Origin of the sequence: Paenibacillus sp. P13VS (genome assembly GCF_015143645.1) — a bacterium.
Taxonomy (GTDB): domain Bacteria; phylum Bacillota; class Bacilli; order Paenibacillales; family Paenibacillaceae; genus Paenibacillus; species Paenibacillus xylanilyticus_A.
The window spans coordinates 56,332-74,678 of record NZ_WYEV01000015.1; the positions used below are offsets into that span (position 1 = coordinate 56,332).

Below are 18,347 nucleotides of genomic sequence, written 5' to 3' on the forward strand. Positions count from 1 at the left end.
GGTTCCTCTCAATGATTTATATGTTGGATTCAGATATGTTATATTGTTGAGCATCACATATAGGAGTGGGATAAGCAATGAAGCGAATTACGATTCTGATTGCGGACGATGAAGTGGAGATCGCTGATCTGGTTGCGTTGCATTTGCAAAAAGAAGGATACCACATCGTCAAGGCTTACGATGGTAAGTCGGCCCTGCATGCCATTCAGACACAAGCGATCGATTTGGCAGTCCTGGACATTATGATGCCAGGCATGGACGGTTATGAGGTCACCCGCAAAATCCGGGAACAGCACCACATACCGATCATATTCCTGAGTGCCAAAACGTCGGATATGGACAAAATTACGGGTCTCGTAATGGGCGCTGATGATTATATGACCAAGCCGTTCAATCCGATGGAGCTCGTAGCCCGGGTGAACTCCCAGCTTCGTCGTTCCTTGCAATTCAGCCAGTCTGTACCTGTTCAGCGTTCCATTCTGGAGAAGGGCGGACTCGTCATCGCGCCGGATCAGCATAGCGTAACACTCTACGGCAAACCAGTGGAACTAACACCGAAGGAGTTCGACATTTTGTATTTGCTCGCAAGTCACCCCAAGCAGGTGTTCAGTGCGGAAAGCATTTTTGAACAAGTATGGGGAGAGGCCTATTACGAGAGCGGCAATACTGTAATGGTCCATATTCGAACGCTGCGCAAAAAACTCGGAGAGGATCTGGACAAGAACAAGTTTATCAAAACGATCTGGGGCGTGGGGTATACATTTAATGACTAAACAAAGAAGTTTTCGGACAACCATGATTATGCTGCTGGGTCTGAGCATGCTGGCCTCCGGCGCGATCACCTATGGGATTTACAAGCTTTTGCAGGCTTACTATTCAGGTGTGAGAGCAGAAGATCAGCTTGCCGAATATCGCCATTTTATGAAAAGCATTGGAGATATCTATTTCTTCCTCATTTTGTTCATCCCGCTTGCCATTCTGTTTTTTTTCTGGTTCACCAAGCCCTACGTGACCTATTTCAAGGATATTTCCACAGGGATCAGGCATTTGGCAAATGGAGACTTCCAGCATCGAGTCCAGATCTCTTCGAAGGATGAACTAGGTACAATCGCGGAGGATGTGAATTTGGCGAGTGAGAAGCTTAGGGAGGCGGTAGAACGGGGGGATTTTGCTGAAACCAGCAAGGATCAGCTCGTCGTTAATCTGGCACACGACCTGCGAACACCGCTGACTTCTGTGCTCGGGTATTTGGATCTGCTCATGAAGGATGATCAGCTGACAGAGGAACAGGTCAGACACTTTACATCGATTGCCTTTACCAAATCCCAGCGGCTGGAGAAGCTGATTGATAGTTTGTTTGAAATTACCCGGATGAATTATGGCATGCTGCCTATACAGAAAACACGGCTTGATCTTAGCGAACTGCTGAAACAGATGAATGAAGAATTATATCCTGTATTTGAGAAAAATCGTTTGCTCACCCGGTTGACCATCGAGTCGGATTTGACCATTTCCGGAGACGGAGAATTGCTTGCCAGGGTGTTTGAGAACCTGCTGATTAATGCTGCACGCCATGGCAAGGATGGCATCTATGTGGACCTGAAGGGATACCGGGAAGCTGATCAGGTCGTCATTCAGGTTATTAACTATGGTGGGCATATTCACCCGGAGGATTTGCCGCATATTTTCGATATGTATTATACCGGAGATCGTGCACGGACTCCTCAGGAGGGTGGGACAGGCCTCGGCCTGTTTATTGCCCGGAATATTGTGGAACAGCATGAAGGGACCATTTCGGCCCAGAGTGATGTGGTACGGACCTTATTTGAGGTGCGCCTTCCAGCAATGGGATGAGGTTTGCAGTCAAATTTAAGAAAAACTTTAAAAATGCCCTGCTTTTTCTTTAACTAGTTTTCTCTATCCTTGATTGTACGAGGCAAAGGAGGAGCTAGGATGAAGAAGTGGGGCTTTTTGCTATGCATCATTTTGATCGGGTATGTGATAACCAGATCGCCGGCATCTTTTCAGCAGAAGGATGAGATGATCATTGAAATTCAGGACAAGCATGAAAATCATACGGGGGATACCGTATCCATCACCGGTAATATTCAGGATCAAGTACATAAGGGCAACTTGCTGCTTGTTAATTCAACCTATCCGGTTCATCAAGAAGGCATCAAAACCGATATTATAAATGTGGCACAGCAGGACGATCTGGTCCGTGGATACGGATTGTTGGATCAAAACATATTGCTTTCGAGAGAGGTAGCCCAAGCTTTTCAAAAGATGATTGAAGCGGCGGGTGAAGAGGGAGTGCGTTATTTTCTCATCAGCAGCGGATATCGAGACTTTGCCAAGCAGAATGAACTTTATCAGGAAAAGGGATCAGACTACGCGCTTCCGGCAGGACACAGTGAGCATAATCTTGGATTATCCATGGATATCGGCTCCACGCTGGCGACCATGGATGAAGCGCCAGAGGGTGCCTGGCTCGAGAAGAATGCCTGGAAATATGGATTTATCCTCCGTTATCCGAAGGACAAGGTGAGTCTCACGGGGATTCAATATGAACCCTGGCACTTTCGATATGTCGGACTTCCGCATAGTGCTGTCATGTATAAGAATAACCTGGTGCTGGAAGAGTATCTGGATTTGCTAAAAGAGAAAGATAACATTATGGTTGAAGTGGAAGGTGAGAAGTATCATATCCGCTATTACCGGGCGGACGGGGATACGACCGTTTACATACCTGAGCATGGCCGTTATGACATATCGGGAGATAACAAGGATGGAGTCATTGTCACAGTAAAGGAGTAACAGGGCTGCACAAAGGAGGTTCTTCAGCGTGAGGCAGAGAAAAATCAAACATAAAATCCTTTGGATTGCCGCGTTAATCATCTATTTATATCTGCTAACCAAGCTTATACTCTTCAAAGGGGGGCCGGTCGACTTCGAAGTTGTCCGGGTCCAGCTTATGACTTTCCTTCATCAACCGGATCTGATTCATACACGAACCGTCAACCTGACGCCTTTTCAGGAAATCTCAAGAGATTGGAACAGCCTGTCACTGCATCGTCCAGGCACTGCAATTCATCTGGTGGGCAATGTGATGGCTTTCATTCCACTGGGGGTGTTTATCCCGATGCTGATGGGCAACAAGCTGCTGTCAGGGGCTAACGTATTTCTGTCATCTCTGCTTCTAAGTTTAGGCTATGAAGTAACACAGCTGCTCACTGGCATGGGCATATTCGATGTGGACGATCTGATGTTGAATACATTAGGCGGGGTGATTGGATATATTCTGTTTACCATGGCTCTCGGCATGAAACGGTTGTTGATTGGAGGAGAATCACGTACGGTGAAGAAGGAGTATAATCCTAAGGAGAGTCCTGTATAAGGAGGGAGATCCATTGATCATAATAGCAGCCGTAATATTGATCACAGGTTTGATGTTTCTTGTGTACCCACGAAGTGTAACAGATGACTCGAGCAGTCAGATCGCGGAACGAGTGATCATGTCGAGGTGGGTCGGAGGCTCACTGATCATTATGTCATGTCTGTTCCTGATCATGGGGACAATACAGCTGTTGGATGAGGCTTCACACCATATTGGACACTAGGAAGATAAATGACCTTAAGTAAATAAAGCATTCTTATATGCATCACATAAAGCTTCTCATCACGTTCTAATACTGTGGTGGGAAGCTTTTTTCTGTCTTTTTCTGTCGTCGTACCGGTATTGGTTAACACAAGTCTTGAGAGGGGTTTGCGAATGGGTTCCCTATTGCGGTAGAGTAGGACCACAGAATACTGAACTATATATTAACAAAGGAGGATATTTATTGTTATATTCATTAGCTGTAAGCTTGGCAGGCAGAATGAGAGCTATCATGGAAATCGAAAGTGAAATGGTTGAAGCTAAGCGGAATCATCTCGGCAAAGAAATCGTGCGTGTTTTAGAACAGAAAAGATCAGAGTTGATTAACAGCTGCACACGTGATGAGTTATTAGTCATAAAAACAGTAATGAATGTTGGGCGGTCAGAGCGAGGGTATCGCTACTATTTCGACAGGGAGGACGTTGAAATCATTCATTTACCTATTGAGTTGACCGGACCTGAACTGATGCAGAAATATTCCTATTATCTCGTACATAGAACAAAACAAGAACTCGCATATGGTATTGAATATTACTCTGCTGTGTCAGAACAACTGAAAGAAGGTATGGAGATCTTGAAACTTTAATCTGTAATTGTAGGAGGATATAAGAATGATAACGAAAATTTCGTACTATACGCCAGATGGTTTCTATTATTACGTCCCCGATCAATATGCAGAGCAGATGGAAGAGTGGAGAAGGGAATTTTCTGATTTTTTGCAAAGTATAGAGGGAAAGCATCCATTTACAGAATATACAGAGTCCATTAACTATGAGGGCAATTTGGAATACGCCGTTTTTGTAAGGAGTTACGGTGGGGATGATTTCATGGACTGGATCAACGTGGAGAAATTAAAACGCAGGGGAATATATCGCATTCCTTCGCCGCCTGATGAGTCGGAAGTTGGAATAAGAATAGATTTTTAGAAGTAAGCCGCTTATTAAAAGATAAATCATCTAAAAAAGCTCCCCATCTCGTGCAGAACGCACGTGGCGGGGAGCTTTTCTATGTTAATGCATCAGCTTAATCGTTAATGCAATTAAGCTTTTTTCATCATTTGACGCAATACCGTTTGCAGGATACCACCGTTGTGGTAGTAGTCTACGTCAACCATGCTGTCCAGACGAGCGATAACAGGGAAGTCGAACTTGGTTCCGTCTTCGCGGGTTACCGTAACGGTCAACTCTTGTCCAGGCTTCACATCATTGCTGAGACCTGTAATGTCGTACGTTTCACGTCCGTTCAGACCGAGGCTGGACCAGCCATGGCCTTCCTGGAATTGCAGAGGCATTACGCCCATGCCCACCAGGTTACTGCGGTGGATACGCTCGAAGCTTTCTGCGATAACGGCTTTTACGCCGAGCAGGAACGTACCTTTGGCCGCCCAGTCACGGGAGCTGCCTGTACCATACTCTTTACCTGCAATAACGATCAGGTTCTGACCTTCATCCTGATACTTCATGGAAGCATCGTAGATGGACATCTCTTCATCGGTTGGCAGGTACTTCGTGATACCACCTTCCGTACCCGGAGCCACCTGGTTACGAATACGAATGTTGGCAAACGTACCGCGCATCATGACCTCATGGTTACCACGACGTGAGCCGTAGGAGTTGAAGTCTTTGCGCTCAACGCCATGCTCTTTCAGGTACAATCCGGCTGGACTGGTTGTAGCAATGTTACCCGCTGGAGAGATGTGGTCCGTTGTTACGGAGTCACCAAGCAAGGCCATTACACGTGCAGAGCGGATGTCAGCAATATCAGTCAGCTTGTCGCCAAGGTTTTGGAAGAACGGCGGGTTCTGAATGTACGTGGAGTTAGGATCCCACTCATACAGTTCGCCTTCCGGTACAGGAATGTTGTTCCAGCGCTCATTGGCTGTAAATACATTCTCGTATTTGTTGCGGAACATCTGAGCATTCAGTGAGCTTGCAATGGCATCCTTAATTTCCTCGGAGCTAGGCCAGAGGTCTTTCAGGAAGACAGGCTCGTTATTCGTATCATAACCGATTGGATCGGTAGCAAAATCAATATTGACCGTACCCGCGAGAGCGTAAGCAACAACGAGTGGAGGAGAAGCCAGATAGTTGGCTTTTACCTGAGCATGTACACGGCCTTCGAAGTTACGGTTACCGGACAATACAGCCGCTACAGTCATATCGTTCTCAGCAATCGCTTCGCTTACTTCGTCTGGCAGTGGACCGGAGTTACCGATACAAGTTGCACAGCCATAACCCGCAACGTTAAATCCAAGCTTGTCGAGATATTGGATCAGGCCTGATTTTTCGAGATACTCGGTAACAACGAGGGAACCTGGAGTCAAGCTGCTTTTCACGTAGCCTGGTTTGGTCAGACCGCGCTCAACCGCTTTTTTCGCAAGTAGACCCGCTCCGAGCATAACGCTTGGGTTGGATGTGTTGGTGCAGCTTGTAATGGCCGCAATAACAACCGCGCCTGCTTTCAGTTCGCTTGTGGAACCGTCAGGGTGCTTCACAGGCACTGTTTCTTCAATCTTCTCATCGCTCAGTCCGTATCCGCCTTTGTCGACCGGAGTACGAATGATGCTGTTGAAGCTTTCTTTCATTTGCGTCAGTTCGATGCGATCCTGTGGACGCTTAGGACCTGCAAGGCTCGGTACCACGGAAGCAAGATCCAGCTCGATTACATCTGTGAATTCTGGATCAACTGTGCTGGAAGTACGGAACATGCCTTGTGCTTTGTAATAAGCTTCAACCAGATCCACTTGCTCGTCGGAACGTCCTGTACTGCGCATGTAGTTCAGTGTCTCGCTATCGACAGGGAAGAAACCAATCGTAGCGCCGTATTCCGGTGCCATGTTGGCAACGGTCGCACGGTCAGCAAGGCTGATATTGGCCAAGCCTGGACCGTAGAACTCGACAAATTTGCCAACTACGCCTTTTTTACGAAGCATTTGAGTGACAGTGAGTGCCAGATCCGTAGCTGTTGCGCCTTCGCTCAGGCTGCCTGTCAATTTAAAACCGATAACGTCAGGTGTTACAAAGTACAGTGGTTGACCAAGCATTCCTGCTTCGGCCTCAATTCCGCCAACACCCCAACCAACAACGCCGAGTCCGTTGATCATGGTGGTGTGGGAGTCCGTACCTACGAGGGAATCCGGGAACACGACGGTTTCGCCGTCAACCGTTTTGGTTGCAGCGACGGAAGCCAGGTACTCCAGGTTAACTTGGTGAACGATCCCTGTGGATGGTGGTACAGCACGGAAGTTGTTGAATGCCGTTTGTGCCCAGCGCAGGAAGCGGTAACGCTCTTCATTACGCTCGAACTCAACCTTGATGTTGTAGTCGAGAGCGTCGTTGGTTCCGAATGCATCAACCATAACGGAGTGGTCGATAACGAGGTCAACTGGCACGAGCGGGTTGATCTGTTTTGGATCGCCGCCTGCCTTTTTCACTGTATCGCGCATCGCAGCAAGATCCACGACAACTGGTACGCCAGTGAAGTCCTGCAGGACGATACGTGCAGGGATAAACGGAATTTCCTTGTTATTGTCACGGCCTTCTGCCCAGCCGGTAAGTTGTTTCACATGTTCTTCGGTAATTGCGCGTCCGTCGAACTGACGAACTGCTGCTTCGAGCAGCACTTTAATGGAGAAGGGAAGCTTGGAAAGGTCGCCGTAGCCGCCTTCCTGAAGAGCATCGAGACTGTAGTAGCGGTAAGACTTGCCTCCGACCTCAAGACTGCGGGCTGCGGAGAAATGGTTCTTGGCTGACATACATGTACCTCCTTAAAATGTGTCGGTGAGATGAAGATAAAGTTCATTTAAGTGGAAGAACAGGCCTTCATCGTTCCGTGTCCTTGTTCGCTAGTTTCATCAGATGAAACGTAATTTCATAATTGCAACTTTAGTATTAAGTATACCGTTTTCACCTCCGTACGTAAAGGGCTTTTTGCCTGTCCAAACAAGCTTTGCGAACAATGAAGGCGTTTTCGTGAATATTGCCTTGTTACGATACTTCCTGCTGTCCAAGTCTCCAATTTTCGGCACTCGATCCCTGAGCGGAACACATACAACCGGTATACGCCTCATAGGAATAGAAGTAGTATGCACAGCTGAATTTTCCAGAGAGAACTCAAGTGCCAAAGGGGGACACAGGCTTGGAAAGGGAATGGAAGAGTGCCTTATACACCTATGTGAACCAGTACAACCGATGCGAAATCGACTATCGTCCACAGACGAGCGAGCGGATTGTCACGGATCCGGCATTTGTGCTGGAGCGGGGAGAGCGTATGGCCAGACTGGACGATTGGTATCGTAAACGGCGTGCAGTGCCTCTTCGCAGCGAGACCAGTGCCAAGCTTGTGCGAACGGTTACGGAAGGTCCGGAAGAATCGGTGGTGGATATTCAACTTTACAGCAGGCTTTTCTATGAGAAAAGCGGAATCACCCACCGGGAGGATCGGATTGAGAGGGAACGGTTGACCTTTATTAGGCAGGGTGGAACCTGGATGATTGCACGGGTCGAAAGAGAAGTTCCGGAGCGGCGCCCGGCAGGGGAGGGGAGACCCTTTCAGCAAGCGAATTTTGTACAGGCGAGTAATCGGCCGCTGCTGAACAGGGAAGTGCTTGGCCAGGGTAGAAGTTCAAGGCAGCAATTATACCGGCGGGACCTGGCAGTTGCTTATGCAGATCGGTGGTGGAATGCGGGAAACCCCGCATTTGAGGAATTCGAGGTAGACTGCACCAATTACGTCTCCCAATGTCTCTTTGCAGGGGGAGCACCCATCCACTATACTGGTAGAAGAGAAGCGGGCTGGTGGTACAAAGGCTATGTGAACAGCACCGAAATGTGGAGCTACAGCTGGGCCGTATCCAACAGTCTCGAGCGTTATCTGGGAAGCAGCAGCTGGGGGCTGACAGCAACCGAAGTGGATCGGCCGGAACAGCTGATGCTCGGAGATGTCATTCTCTACGATTGGGACGGAGACGGCAGGTTTCAGCATAGTACTGTTGTGACTGCCTTCGATGCGGGAGGCATGCCGCTTGTCAATGCACATACGGTCAGCAGTCGCCACCGCTATTGGGATTACCGGGATTCTTACGCTTGGACGGAGCGGACGGTGTACCGGCTTTTTCATATTGCAGATGAGTTCTAATGAAGCAGGGTATATAGGGATTTGGTGACGTGGACATTCAGTTCCGTGTAAAATAAGCCCTAAGACAAGAATAAAATTGATGCTGATTATACAGGTATGACGGCATCATGCACAGATAATCGGAGGTTACGCATGAGCATGGATAAATTAACAGTTGGCGTCGTTTACGGCGGGAAATCAGGGGAACACGAAGTATCGCTGCAAACGGCGTTTGCTGTAACGAACGCTTTTGATTATGAAAAATATGAATTGGTTCCTTTCTATATCTCCAAGCAGGGGACATGGAAAAAGGGAGCTGTGATGCACGCGCCATTCGCGCAGATTGAGGATCTGAAGCTGGAGCAGGCAGCAGGTGGAACCCAGGAAGCGTTGAACACGTTGTTCGCTCGTCTGTATGGCGGAGAAGGTGCACTGGATGTTATGTTCCCGCTGCTGCACGGCACGTTTGGTGAGGATGGTACGATTCAGGGGATGTTCGAGATGGCGGATATGCCTTATGTGGGTGCAGGTGTACTGGCTTCAGCAGGCGGTATGGACAAAGTGGTTATGAAAAAGCTGTTTGCACAGGCTGGAATCGACCAATGTGCCTTTACTTATTTTAATGCGACCCAGTGGAAGCAAACCGAGCACGACATGATCCTGCAAGTGGAGGAACAGCTGGGTTACCCGTGCTTCATCAAACCGGCGAACCTCGGCTCCAGCGTAGGGATCTCCAAAGCACGCAACCGGGATGAACTGAAGACAGCCGTCGAATTTGCACTGCGTTACGACACGAAGGTTGTTATTGAGGAGTTCGTTGAGGCACGCGAAGTGGAAGTGAGTGTACTTGGCAATGATGAGCCGATGGCCTCGGTGCCAGGAGAAATCGTATCCTCTGGTGAATATTATGACTATGCAGCCAAGTATATTGATGGCCAATCACAGATGCTGATTCCCGCTCCGCTGGATTCTGAAGCCGCTGATCGTATCCGTGAGGCAGCCTTGCAGGCATTCCGTGCGATTGAAGGCAATGGGATTTCCCGGGCAGATTTCTTTATTCGCAAATCGGATGGTGCATTGCTTATTAATGAAGTAAACACAATGCCTGGCTTTACGCCGTACAGCATGTATCCGTTGCTGTGGCGTGAGACGGGTGTATCGTATGCGGAACTGCTGGATCGCATGATTGAGCTGGCATTGGAGCGGTACAACCGCAAGCAAGCGCTGAACTATGAGAACGGTGTGCAGGCTTAAATTATTAGTGTTCGAATTTTTAGTTGCACTTTACCGTAGGAGACTACACAAGGAGGGGTATGGATGGGATTTCAGACTGAATTCAATTCCGTATGCAAATTCAAGAGTGAGCAGGAGCTGTTTGAACTGCTGGAATACGGCCGCGGCAAAATGGTAAAACAGGGCTTCCGTGTCTTTCCGACCGGACAGAAGGTTATTGCTTATACGCCTGATAACGTGGCTGTAGCCATCGTCAAGATCGTTGCTTCCATTGCAGAGATCAACTTCCAAGGACAGGAAGTAACGGAAGTGGAGATGCAGCTCATTCGCAAGCTGAACGAGGAAGAATCCCGTGTTCAGACTGCACTTGCGGACGAAATGTTCTTTGGTGAGCAGGCACAGGGATAAACCTTATTTCATCATATGGGACCAATGAACGGAATTGTAAGGCGAGCGATTACGGACTTTCTTTTAGGGTAAAACTTGGTTATATACAGTGACCGGAAAACCTGACGGCTGCAGATGCCAGGCAGGAATTCCGCCCTAATAGAGAGGAAGAACACCATGCTTGTACGTTTTGGTTATGTGGCGATGTCTGTGCTGGTAGAGAATGCATCCCCTTCTCGCACGATGACCATGGCCAGCTTCAAGAAAATTGATGACAGGGAGGCAGCCATTCGCAAGCTGGAACGGATTGCAGCCGAGAATTTGCATAATACGTTACGGTTGCTTAGACATAACAAGGGCAGCCATATTCATGTATATCGTTTCTCTTCCAAATTAATTCCGCTGGCGACACATGAGGATCTGATGGATTGGGATCCATTCCCGGCCCTCCAGTCCGATTTTGCTGCCATTGGTGATTTTGTGAAGGAGAACGGAATGCGTGTATCCTTCCATCCGGACCATTTTACCGTTCTAAGTACGCCTCGGGAGGAAGTGCTGCGGAACTCCATGCGTGACCTTCGTCATCATGTTCGGATGCTGGATGCCATGGGGCTGAATGCCACTGCCAAGAATAATATACATATTGGTGGTGCATACGGGGACAAGCCTAGTGCAGCGCTGCGCTTTGAAGAGAATTTTCTGAAGCTTGATCGGGATATCCAGGAACGGTTGACCCTCGAAAATGATGACAAAACATTCAACGTTCCCGAAACGCTGGCCGTGTGTCAGCATTTGGGGCTGCCGATGGTGCTGGATATTCATCATCAGTGGGTCAATAATGAAGGCGAACAGCCATGGGATTTGTGGCCTGACATATGGAAGACGTGGCAGTCACCGCTGGCGCAGGCGGATTCCCCTGCAGACCGGCCATTGCCGCCGAAAATCCACGTATCCAGTCCGAAGAGCGAAAAGGATATCCGCGGACATGCCGATGGCGTTGAAGTAGAACCTCTGCTATCCTTTTTGCGTCATATTGCTGCAGATACGCCGGAACTTGATGTCATGATCGAGGCGAAGCGCAAGGATGAAGCCCTGGTGCAGCTCATGCAGAAGCTGGCCTTCTACCACGAAGAAGGCGTGGAATGGGTGGACGAATCTACAGTCATTATCCATCCCTAGAGCCAAAAGGGGCCTGGGCAGCAAGAAACTTTACAACCGGTGAGGCGTATACTTTTAACAAGTATTTTAACTTTTCGTAGATTGATATAGAAAGTAGAGTGAACGCTTTGAATGAGAAGGAAAAAACACCTTATGTCGTGACGAGCAAAAGCTATACTGCTGTTGCCATTAATGCAGCTTCCAAAGCAGGTGAATGGATCAAGAGCCGTCTTCGAACCATAGGCGAGCCTGGAACCAAATATTCGCCGCAGGATCTTGTAACCGAAGTGGACAAAGGAGCGGAGCAGATGATCCGCCGCCTGATTCTTACCCACTTTCCAGGCCATGCCATTCTCGGTGAAGAGGGCGTTGAACCCGGACCGGAAGCTTCAGCCAAAGCACTGAAAGAGGCTCAGGAAGAAGAATTCCTCTGGATTGTGGACCCAGTGGACGGCACAACGAATTTTGTCCATGGATTTCCGTTTTATTCGGTGTCTATTGCCCTGGCTCATCATGGTGAGGTCATTGTAGGGGTCATTTACGATCCTTCCAGAGATGAACTATTTGTAGCTGAAAAAGGAAAAGGGGCATACGTCCACGGCAACCGTATGGCTGTATCCAATGAACAGAGCCTCGGCCAGAGCCTGGTCGCAGTGGGCTTCCCGGCTGATACTACCTATGCCCTGCCAGTCAATATGGCCGCTGTACAGGCTCTTGCACCGCAAGTGCGAAGCCTGCGTGCAGGTGGATCAGCAGCGCTGCATTTGGCATATGTTGCTGCAGGACGCCTTAGTGCATACACCGAAGTTGGACTGAAACCTTGGGATATTGCGGCAGGTGCCCTGCTTGTTGAGGAATCTGGCGGCAAGGTCACCGATACAATCGGAACACCTTATCAGTTGTCTGTCAGTCATGTGGTTGCCACGAACGGCAAAATTCATGATGCACTGACAGAGGTACTCAAGGAAGCCAAAGCAACCGGTTTGGAGTGAGTTTATTAATTTCTTAAATGATTCAACAAACGTATATTGCACATAAACGAGGGTCAGAAAAAATCTGGAGAAGCGAAGATAAAAGCTTTCTGAAAGAAAGCTGCTTCGGAAGCATAAACCAGCCTTTATCCCCGAATTTTTCCCTTTGAAAAGAAGACAAGAAAATTTGGGGATAACAGCGATCGGAAGATTGTTCTGGCCAACGAATTGTAGGTTCAATAGTATTTGGTTGTACATTTATGAACTTAATTGAAGGAGCGATGAACGATGGATGAATCCAAGGAACTGGAACGACGTTTGAGTGAAATGCTGACTGAAGGGGAGATGGAAGAGTCCGGCGACGCGGACAAGCGTGAACGCCAGCTGATTCCTCCCAAATATGAGGTGCGCATTCAGACGGAAACGGACCCGATTGTCCAGGAAACGTTGATGTACCGGAATATGGCACGTGAAGTGGACGATCGGTATGATCGTTATCTGGAACGATCTGTCGAGAAAAATAACGCTGCAGATACGGAAAAGAAAGACCACTAAACCACCCTATAAACCACTGCTGTAACAAGCGAAACAAAGCTAGGATCATAGGTTAACAGGCTTCCCGCAGAGGGGAGTCTGTTGTTTTGTGAGCAGACTGCTGTCGTACGACATCTCTATTTTTTAATGCTAGAATAGTAGTGCGGTGAACTTCTGTCACTGGAGAAGAACCTGTGTAATAAAGGTCAAGTTATTATCTTATAGATGAGAAAAAGGAGTGTTCCCACGAATGAAGCGTACACGTACATGGAATAACACGTCGGCTGCATTGACAGCATGTATGCTGGCTGGAATGATGCTGTTTGCATCAACGGCATTACCGGCACATGCAACGGATACCAGCACCAGTACATTACCTGCCGGTACAACAACGGGTGCCGCCAATGTGAAGAAGGATGCTGCAGCTGTAACGAAGGCGTTCAGAATCGTTACTTTGGGAGATTCGATTACGGTAGGATACGAGCCGAATGCTAAAGGCCTGCCTTATGGTTATGTAGAGCGCTTGCAGGAGCAAGGGCTGCTCCATGGCCGTACTCAGGTGGATAACTATGGTATAGCCGGCTTGAAGAGCATTGGGTTGAAGAACTTTATCTCTGCAATAAATGAAGGCAAAACATTGACCTCTGCAGCCATTCAGCCGAATTTGCCAGATCCAAGAGCGGGGCAGATGGGAGCCAACATTGCTGCAATCCGCGAGAGCGTCGCAGGAGCCAATCTCGTAGCGATTACGATTGGAGGTAATGATGTATCCGAACTGCTGGGCACAGCTAATACCCTAAGTGACTCGGAATTGGAAGCTAAGGTGAAGGAGCTGCTGGCATCGTATACCGCAAATGTCAGCGAGGTAATCAATACAATTCATGCCATTAATCCCGGCGCCCAAATTGTCATTGCCGACCAGTATCAGCCTATGCCTGAAGTAGCGGGCAAAGCGTTATATGCCAAGCTCATGGAAGCATCCGAAGGTTTTACGGCAACCATTGACGGCATTGCATCCCAATTCACCGCACAGGGGATGGATGTAAAAGTGGCACATGTAGCCAAGGAGTTTGTTGGCGGCGAGGGAACCATGACCCATATGATCAAGGATCGGGATTTTCACCCGAACCAGTTTGGTTACGAAGCGATCGCCAAGGTCTTTGCAGAAACGATCTGGGGCGATTATACCAAACTGACCGCGCCAGCAGCAGGTGAACCGATGAACATCATCGTTAGCGGCAAAACGTTGAACACGCCGTATAAACCCATCATTCGCAATGGTAAAAATTTTGTGGCGATTCAGGACATCGTGAACGCTGTAGGGGCTACCACGGTTTGGGACAATAAAACCTCCACGGCAACCATTACATACGGAGACCGTAAGGTTGCTGTGAAGATTGGGGCAAATGCGGTTCAGGTAAATGGCGCATCTGTTGCCGTAGATACACCTGCGTTCCTGAACAAGGTAGGCAAGGAGTCCAAAACGTATGTACCACTGGCCATGGTAGCTGAAGGTCTTGGCTTTGATGTGCAATATGTGGCGAAGTTGAAGACGGTATTCGTTAATCCATAAGTCAATATGAAGTTATTCTATCGAGAAGCCGGATTGATCTAACGATCAATCCGGCTTCTTTACGAAGTGCCTTTGAATAGGACGCTATATGTTGCATAAATATGACTTGTCATCTGCCCATGGATGTGTAAATATGAAAATAACTTACAGTAGAACGAGACTCTCACACCTGCCTGCACCCTTCGCTGGGCCAAAGGAGCGCTTTGGATGAGAAAAATTAAAAACGCTTTCACATCGCTGCCGATCCATCACAAAACCATTCTTCTCATCGGATTTTTGATGCTGATCAGCTTCACGTTTTATGTTTCTGTCCTAGGGTATGTATTCAGAATCTATGATCGTCAAATCTATGAGAAGTCGTCCCAGGTACTGAATATGTCTTCCGTGGGCATCGAGAATCAGCTGCGCGAAATCGCCAATCTTTCCTTCAAGGTCATGTCGGACGAGGCGCTCCAGCAGTACCTTCTGCAGTTGGATAAGGCAGAATCCGGATACGAGAAAAATGGGCTGCTCAAAAAGATAACCAATCGACTTGTCGCATATGCAGGATCGGAGAAGTACATCTATTCCATGATATTTATCGATAATGATCAGAACGTTATGGCTGCGGGGAACCGCGAGGGAATATCGGAGTCCATGCAGACGGAACTGATTGCACTCGGACAGCAGTATTCAGGATCCAATGCATGGTATACGAGTGGAGATCAGCAAGCCAGGCTGATATCGGTTAGGCAGGTCAAGTCTTTTACAGGTGGGGCCTTTACCTTGGAGAAGCTCGGAACGCTGATTATTCGGGTACGGCTGGATCGTATTGTTCAGGATCAGATGCAGCACCCCGCTGAGGATTCGCAGCTGCTGATTACGGATGGGCGAGAGGTGATCTATCCCACGCAATCGTCAGTGACCGATTCCGAGTTGGAATCCGAATTGAAGCGGACACAGCCTTACGGGATTTCCATGTTTGAACAAGGTAGAAATTTCGTCGCTCGTGCACATTCGTCCTATACGGATTGGGTGTACCTTTATATGACGCCGTTTGACCAGATGTTTAAGCAAATACAGTTTGTAAAACAGTTGGTTACTGTCATTTTCATTATGATTTTGCTGGTGGCACTTGTATTCGGAGCCAAGCTGTCCCGCAGTATTACACAGCCGATCGCCCAGTTGATCAAGAAGATGCGCAACATTGAAAAGGGTGATCTGGATAAGCTGGAGGAGGCTGCTCTGGGCAATGTTCCGGTATCTTCCCAAAATGAAGTGGGGCTGCTCCATCGAACATTCAAAATGATGCTGCAGCGCATCAGGGAACTGATTGACGAGAATTATGCGAAGCAGCTGGTCATTCGGGAGACAGAGTTGAAAGCGCTTCAAGCGCAGATCAATCCTCATTTCCTCTATAACACGCTGGAGTCCATTAACTGGCTGGCCAAAGTGCAGAAGCAGCGGCAAATTTCCGAAATGGTCGAGGCACTCGGCTTCCTGCTGCGCAGTTCAGTGAATATGTCCGAGAAGTGGATCACGCTGGAAAGGGAGCTGGATATCGTCCGCAGTTATGTGACCATTCAGCGCACGCGATTTGAGGAAAGGCTTGATTTTGACATGGATATCGCTCCTGAGGTGGGGAGTGCACGACTTCCGAAGCTAACGTTACAGCCACTGGTGGAGAACGCCATTCACTATGCGCTTGAACCGAGTATACACCCGTGTAAAATTCGGATTCGAGCCAGAGCAGAAGATGACAAGATTATCATTGAAGTAGTGGATGACGGACCGGGCATGACGCCGGAGTTTTTGGAGCAACTGCAGGAAGGACGCATTCAGACAAGAGGGCAAGGCATAGGTTTATCCAACATCCAGGAACGGATCAGGCTGACCTTCGGTGAGGAGGGCAGCATGGTCATGAGCAGCAATCCCGGTGCCGGGACCGTAGTATCGATCAGAATACCTTGGATCAGAGAGGACGATGACGATGTACAAAGTGATGCTCGTAGATGACGAACGTGTGATTTTGGAGGGGATCTCCCAAGTGGTGGATTGGGCGGCAGCCGGTACGGAATTGGTGGACACCGCCAGGAATGGGATTGAGGCATTGGACAAAATCGGGCATTCCAGGCCTGATATTATTATTACCGATATATCCATGCCGGGCTTGGATGGACTGGGACTTATAGAAAAGGCTTCTGAAGCGTACCCTGGGCTTCGGTTTATCATGCTGTCCGGGTACAAAGAGTTTGAATATGCCCGCCGGGCCATGCAATATGGCGTGAAACATTACTTGCTGAAGCCCTGCAATGAAAATCAGATTCATGATGCCCTGTCGGAACTGCTTCAAGAGCATCAGGATGCACAGGTAAAAGAGCATGTGGCTGGGGAAATGAAGCAGCGGCTGCAAAGGGTACTTCCCCATGTAAAAGAACAATTTTTGCTCGAGTTCATGACCAATCGGACATATGGTCCAGTCGACCTGGAGTATTATCAGGAGCTGTTCAATCTGAAACTTGAAGCAAGTCAAGTTCGCTTGTTATTGTTCCATATCTCGGACGATCATGACTACAGTCATTTGTTTGCCATCAAGAACATTGCCAGTGATCTGCTGCCGTATGTCTTATTAAGCACAACCATTGAAGGCAAGCTGCTGATTCTGCTGGAGGATTCGGCTGATTACACTGACTTAAGGGAGAGAATTGAGGAAGTGAGAGCGGCCTTTACCAGGCTCTATAAATTACAGGTGACGGCCGCACTTAGCGAAGCGGACCACATGGTCCAGTCACGGCGTCTGTATCGTGAGGCACTGCAATGTCTGAACCATCGCTTTTTCATCGGAGAAGGCAAATTGATCACGAAGAATGATGTAGCCATTGCCGGGGAGTGTGAAGGTGTGCATGCCGAGCAGGATGCCGAACAATTGTGCCAATTGATTAAGTCGGGGAATAGCGAGGAAGCCAGTGCCGAAGTTGATCGCCTGTTTGAGCGTTTAGCCGGACAGCAGCTTGATATTGAGGTCACTAGATCTTATGTTGTTCAGCTCTATTCGGCCATGATTCATGTCTGTCCGCCTGAAGAGGCCACGGAGTTTACGCAGCGGATGGCAGAGCTACCTCACATGGATACTCTGTCCGGACTGAAATCTTTTATCGCTAACAGCACAGCCAATCTGACCTCTGGTTATTATAAAAATCATATTAGCCGCCAGTCTTCCGCCGTGGAGAAAATGATGGATATAGTAGATAAACACTACGGTGAAGCTGATCTTTCACTGAATGGTGTTGCCCATCAGATGCTGTATATGAATCCGGATTACCTGGGCAAAATTTTCAAAAAAGTAACAGGAGAAAACTTCTCCAACTATGTGAATCGTCTGCGCATTGAGCGTGCATGTGAGCACATTCGCCGAGGCGGGGATGTAAAGGTATTTGAGCTTGCGGAGCTGTTCGGCTTCGGAGGCAATTCGCAATATTTCAGTCAGGTGTTCAAAAAGTGGACCGGCATGACACCAACCGAATACAGAAGATCCGGCATATAACAATTAATTGCCGCTCCTTGGACATTGTATGAGGAGGACAAACAACACCGCGAAGGGTGAATGTTGTCCTCCTCTGTTTTTTGAACCAACAAGACGGATTTGTGTATTCAACTCTGGTCGTACATTTGCGAAAATGACAATATCAAGTTTGTGAAAGCGTTATCAGAAAGGCGAGGATAACCCGTTCACAAAACC

At 48.2% G+C, this 18,347-nt stretch carries 17 protein-coding genes; 16 read left to right on the top strand and 1 reads right to left on the bottom strand.

Annotated features, from left to right (window positions below):
- The first annotated feature begins 77 nt into the window (after nt 1-77).
- From GUA98_RS25980 to GUA98_RS26010, 7 genes are all read left to right on the top strand, one after another.
- Complete coding sequence (locus GUA98_RS25980; protein ID WP_193724861.1) at nt 78-773, top strand: response regulator transcription factor; 696 nt, start codon at nt 78-80, stop codon at nt 771-773.
- Nucleotides 766-1,854, top strand: coding sequence for a sensor histidine kinase (locus tag GUA98_RS25985; protein ID WP_193724862.1), 1,089 nt, complete (start codon nt 766-768; stop codon nt 1,852-1,854). The genes GUA98_RS25980 and GUA98_RS25985 overlap by 8 nt, the downstream gene beginning before the upstream one ends.
- Nucleotides 1,855-1,953: 99 nt before the next feature.
- Nucleotides 1,954-2,817, top strand: coding sequence for a D-alanyl-D-alanine carboxypeptidase family protein (locus GUA98_RS25990; protein ID WP_193724863.1), 864 nt, complete (start codon nt 1,954-1,956; stop codon nt 2,815-2,817).
- Nucleotides 2,818-2,845: 28 nt separating this feature from the next.
- Nucleotides 2,846-3,397, top strand: a complete 552-nt coding sequence (locus GUA98_RS25995) for a VanZ family protein (protein WP_193724864.1) — start codon at nt 2,846-2,848, stop codon at nt 3,395-3,397.
- Nucleotides 3,398-3,410: 13 nt separating this feature from the next.
- Nucleotides 3,411-3,620: a hypothetical protein gene (locus GUA98_RS26000; protein ID WP_193724865.1), complete on the top strand. Its 210-nt coding sequence runs from the start codon at nt 3,411-3,413 to the stop codon at nt 3,618-3,620.
- Between the two features lie 222 nt (nt 3,621-3,842).
- Nucleotides 3,843-4,244 carry a hypothetical protein gene (locus GUA98_RS26005; protein WP_193724866.1) on the top strand — a complete coding sequence of 134 codons (402 nt, stop codon included), beginning with the start codon at nt 3,843-3,845 and terminating at the stop codon, nt 4,242-4,244.
- A 25-nt stretch (nt 4,245-4,269) separates the two neighbouring features.
- On the top strand, nt 4,270-4,584 hold the full coding sequence (locus GUA98_RS26010; RefSeq protein ID WP_193724867.1) for a hypothetical protein: 315 nt from the start codon (nt 4,270-4,272) through the stop codon (nt 4,582-4,584).
- Nucleotides 4,585-4,697: 113 nt separating this feature from the next.
- Here GUA98_RS26010 and acnA read toward each other — a convergent pair whose 3' ends face one another.
- Nucleotides 4,698-7,412 carry an aconitate hydratase AcnA gene (gene acnA, locus GUA98_RS26015; protein ID WP_153976837.1) on the bottom strand — a complete coding sequence of 905 codons (2,715 nt, stop codon included), beginning with the start codon at nt 7,410-7,412 and terminating at the stop codon, nt 4,698-4,700.
- A gap of 383 nt (nt 7,413-7,795) precedes the next feature.
- Between acnA and GUA98_RS26020 the strand changes: the two genes are divergently transcribed.
- The 9 genes from GUA98_RS26020 to GUA98_RS26060 all read left to right on the top strand — a co-directional run bounded on the left by GUA98_RS26020 (nt 7,796) and on the right by GUA98_RS26060 (nt 18,152).
- The gene (locus GUA98_RS26020) at nt 7,796-8,794 is read left to right on the top strand and encodes an amidase domain-containing protein (RefSeq protein ID WP_193724868.1); all 999 of its coding nucleotides are present in this window, start codon (nt 7,796-7,798) and stop codon (nt 8,792-8,794) included.
- A 132-nt stretch (nt 8,795-8,926) separates the two neighbouring features.
- Entirely contained in the window at nt 8,927-10,027 is a 1,101-nt protein-coding gene (locus GUA98_RS26025) for a D-alanine--D-alanine ligase (protein WP_153976839.1), read from the top strand.
- Between the two features lie 63 nt (nt 10,028-10,090).
- Nucleotides 10,091-10,414 carry a hypothetical protein gene (locus tag GUA98_RS26030; protein ID WP_095362127.1) on the top strand — a complete coding sequence of 108 codons (324 nt, stop codon included), beginning with the start codon at nt 10,091-10,093 and terminating at the stop codon, nt 10,412-10,414.
- Between the two features lie 156 nt (nt 10,415-10,570).
- Nucleotides 10,571-11,572 (top strand): UV DNA damage repair endonuclease UvsE, encoded by a 1,002-nt coding sequence (gene uvsE / locus GUA98_RS26035; RefSeq protein WP_127540723.1) that lies wholly within the window; start codon nt 10,571-10,573, stop codon nt 11,570-11,572.
- Between the two features lie 107 nt (nt 11,573-11,679).
- Nucleotides 11,680-12,543 (top strand): inositol monophosphatase family protein, encoded by an 864-nt coding sequence (locus tag GUA98_RS26040; RefSeq protein WP_227780130.1) that lies wholly within the window; start codon nt 11,680-11,682, stop codon nt 12,541-12,543.
- Nucleotides 12,544-12,810: 267 nt separating this feature from the next.
- Nucleotides 12,811-13,077 (top strand): hypothetical protein, encoded by a 267-nt coding sequence (locus GUA98_RS26045; RefSeq protein WP_153976841.1) that lies wholly within the window; start codon nt 12,811-12,813, stop codon nt 13,075-13,077.
- Nucleotides 13,078-13,306: 229 nt separating this feature from the next.
- Nucleotides 13,307-14,629, top strand: a complete 1,323-nt coding sequence (locus GUA98_RS26050; protein ID WP_193724870.1) for a stalk domain-containing protein — start codon at nt 13,307-13,309, stop codon at nt 14,627-14,629.
- Nucleotides 14,630-14,836: 207 nt separating this feature from the next.
- Nucleotides 14,837-16,624 (top strand): sensor histidine kinase, encoded by a 1,788-nt coding sequence (locus tag GUA98_RS26055; RefSeq protein ID WP_193724871.1) that lies wholly within the window; start codon nt 14,837-14,839, stop codon nt 16,622-16,624.
- The gene (locus GUA98_RS26060; protein ID WP_193724872.1) at nt 16,599-18,152 is read left to right on the top strand and encodes a response regulator transcription factor; all 1,554 of its coding nucleotides are present in this window, start codon (nt 16,599-16,601) and stop codon (nt 18,150-18,152) included. Before GUA98_RS26055 ends, GUA98_RS26060 begins: the two co-directional genes overlap by 26 nt.
- Nucleotides 18,153-18,347: the final 195 nt, after the last annotated feature.

Excerpts from the sequence above, each read along its gene's own strand:
- GUA98_RS25980 (WP_193724861.1), top strand. The coding sequence starts at position 78 with ATGAAGCGAATTACGATTCTGATTGCGGACGATGAAGTGGAGATCGCT.
- GUA98_RS25985 (WP_193724862.1), top strand. The coding sequence starts at position 766 with ATGACTAAACAAAGAAGTTTTCGGACAACCATGATTATGCTGCTGGGT.
- GUA98_RS25990 (WP_193724863.1), top strand. The coding sequence starts at position 1,954 with ATGAAGAAGTGGGGCTTTTTGCTATGCATCATTTTGATCGGGTATGTG.
- GUA98_RS26010 (WP_193724867.1), top strand. The coding sequence starts at position 4,270 with ATGATAACGAAAATTTCGTACTATACGCCAGATGGTTTCTATTATTAC.
- acnA (WP_153976837.1), bottom strand. The coding sequence starts at position 7,412 with ATGTCAGCCAAGAACCATTTCTCCGCAGCCCGCAGTCTTGAGGTCGGA.
- GUA98_RS26025 (WP_153976839.1), top strand. The coding sequence starts at position 8,927 with ATGAGCATGGATAAATTAACAGTTGGCGTCGTTTACGGCGGGAAATCA.
- GUA98_RS26030 (WP_095362127.1), top strand. The coding sequence starts at position 10,091 with ATGGGATTTCAGACTGAATTCAATTCCGTATGCAAATTCAAGAGTGAG.
- uvsE (WP_127540723.1), top strand. The coding sequence starts at position 10,571 with ATGCTTGTACGTTTTGGTTATGTGGCGATGTCTGTGCTGGTAGAGAAT.
- GUA98_RS26045 (WP_153976841.1), top strand. The coding sequence starts at position 12,811 with ATGGATGAATCCAAGGAACTGGAACGACGTTTGAGTGAAATGCTGACT.
- GUA98_RS26050 (WP_193724870.1), top strand. The coding sequence starts at position 13,307 with ATGAAGCGTACACGTACATGGAATAACACGTCGGCTGCATTGACAGCA.
- GUA98_RS26055 (WP_193724871.1), top strand. The coding sequence starts at position 14,837 with ATGAGAAAAATTAAAAACGCTTTCACATCGCTGCCGATCCATCACAAA.
- GUA98_RS26060 (WP_193724872.1), top strand. The coding sequence starts at position 16,599 with ATGTACAAAGTGATGCTCGTAGATGACGAACGTGTGATTTTGGAGGGG.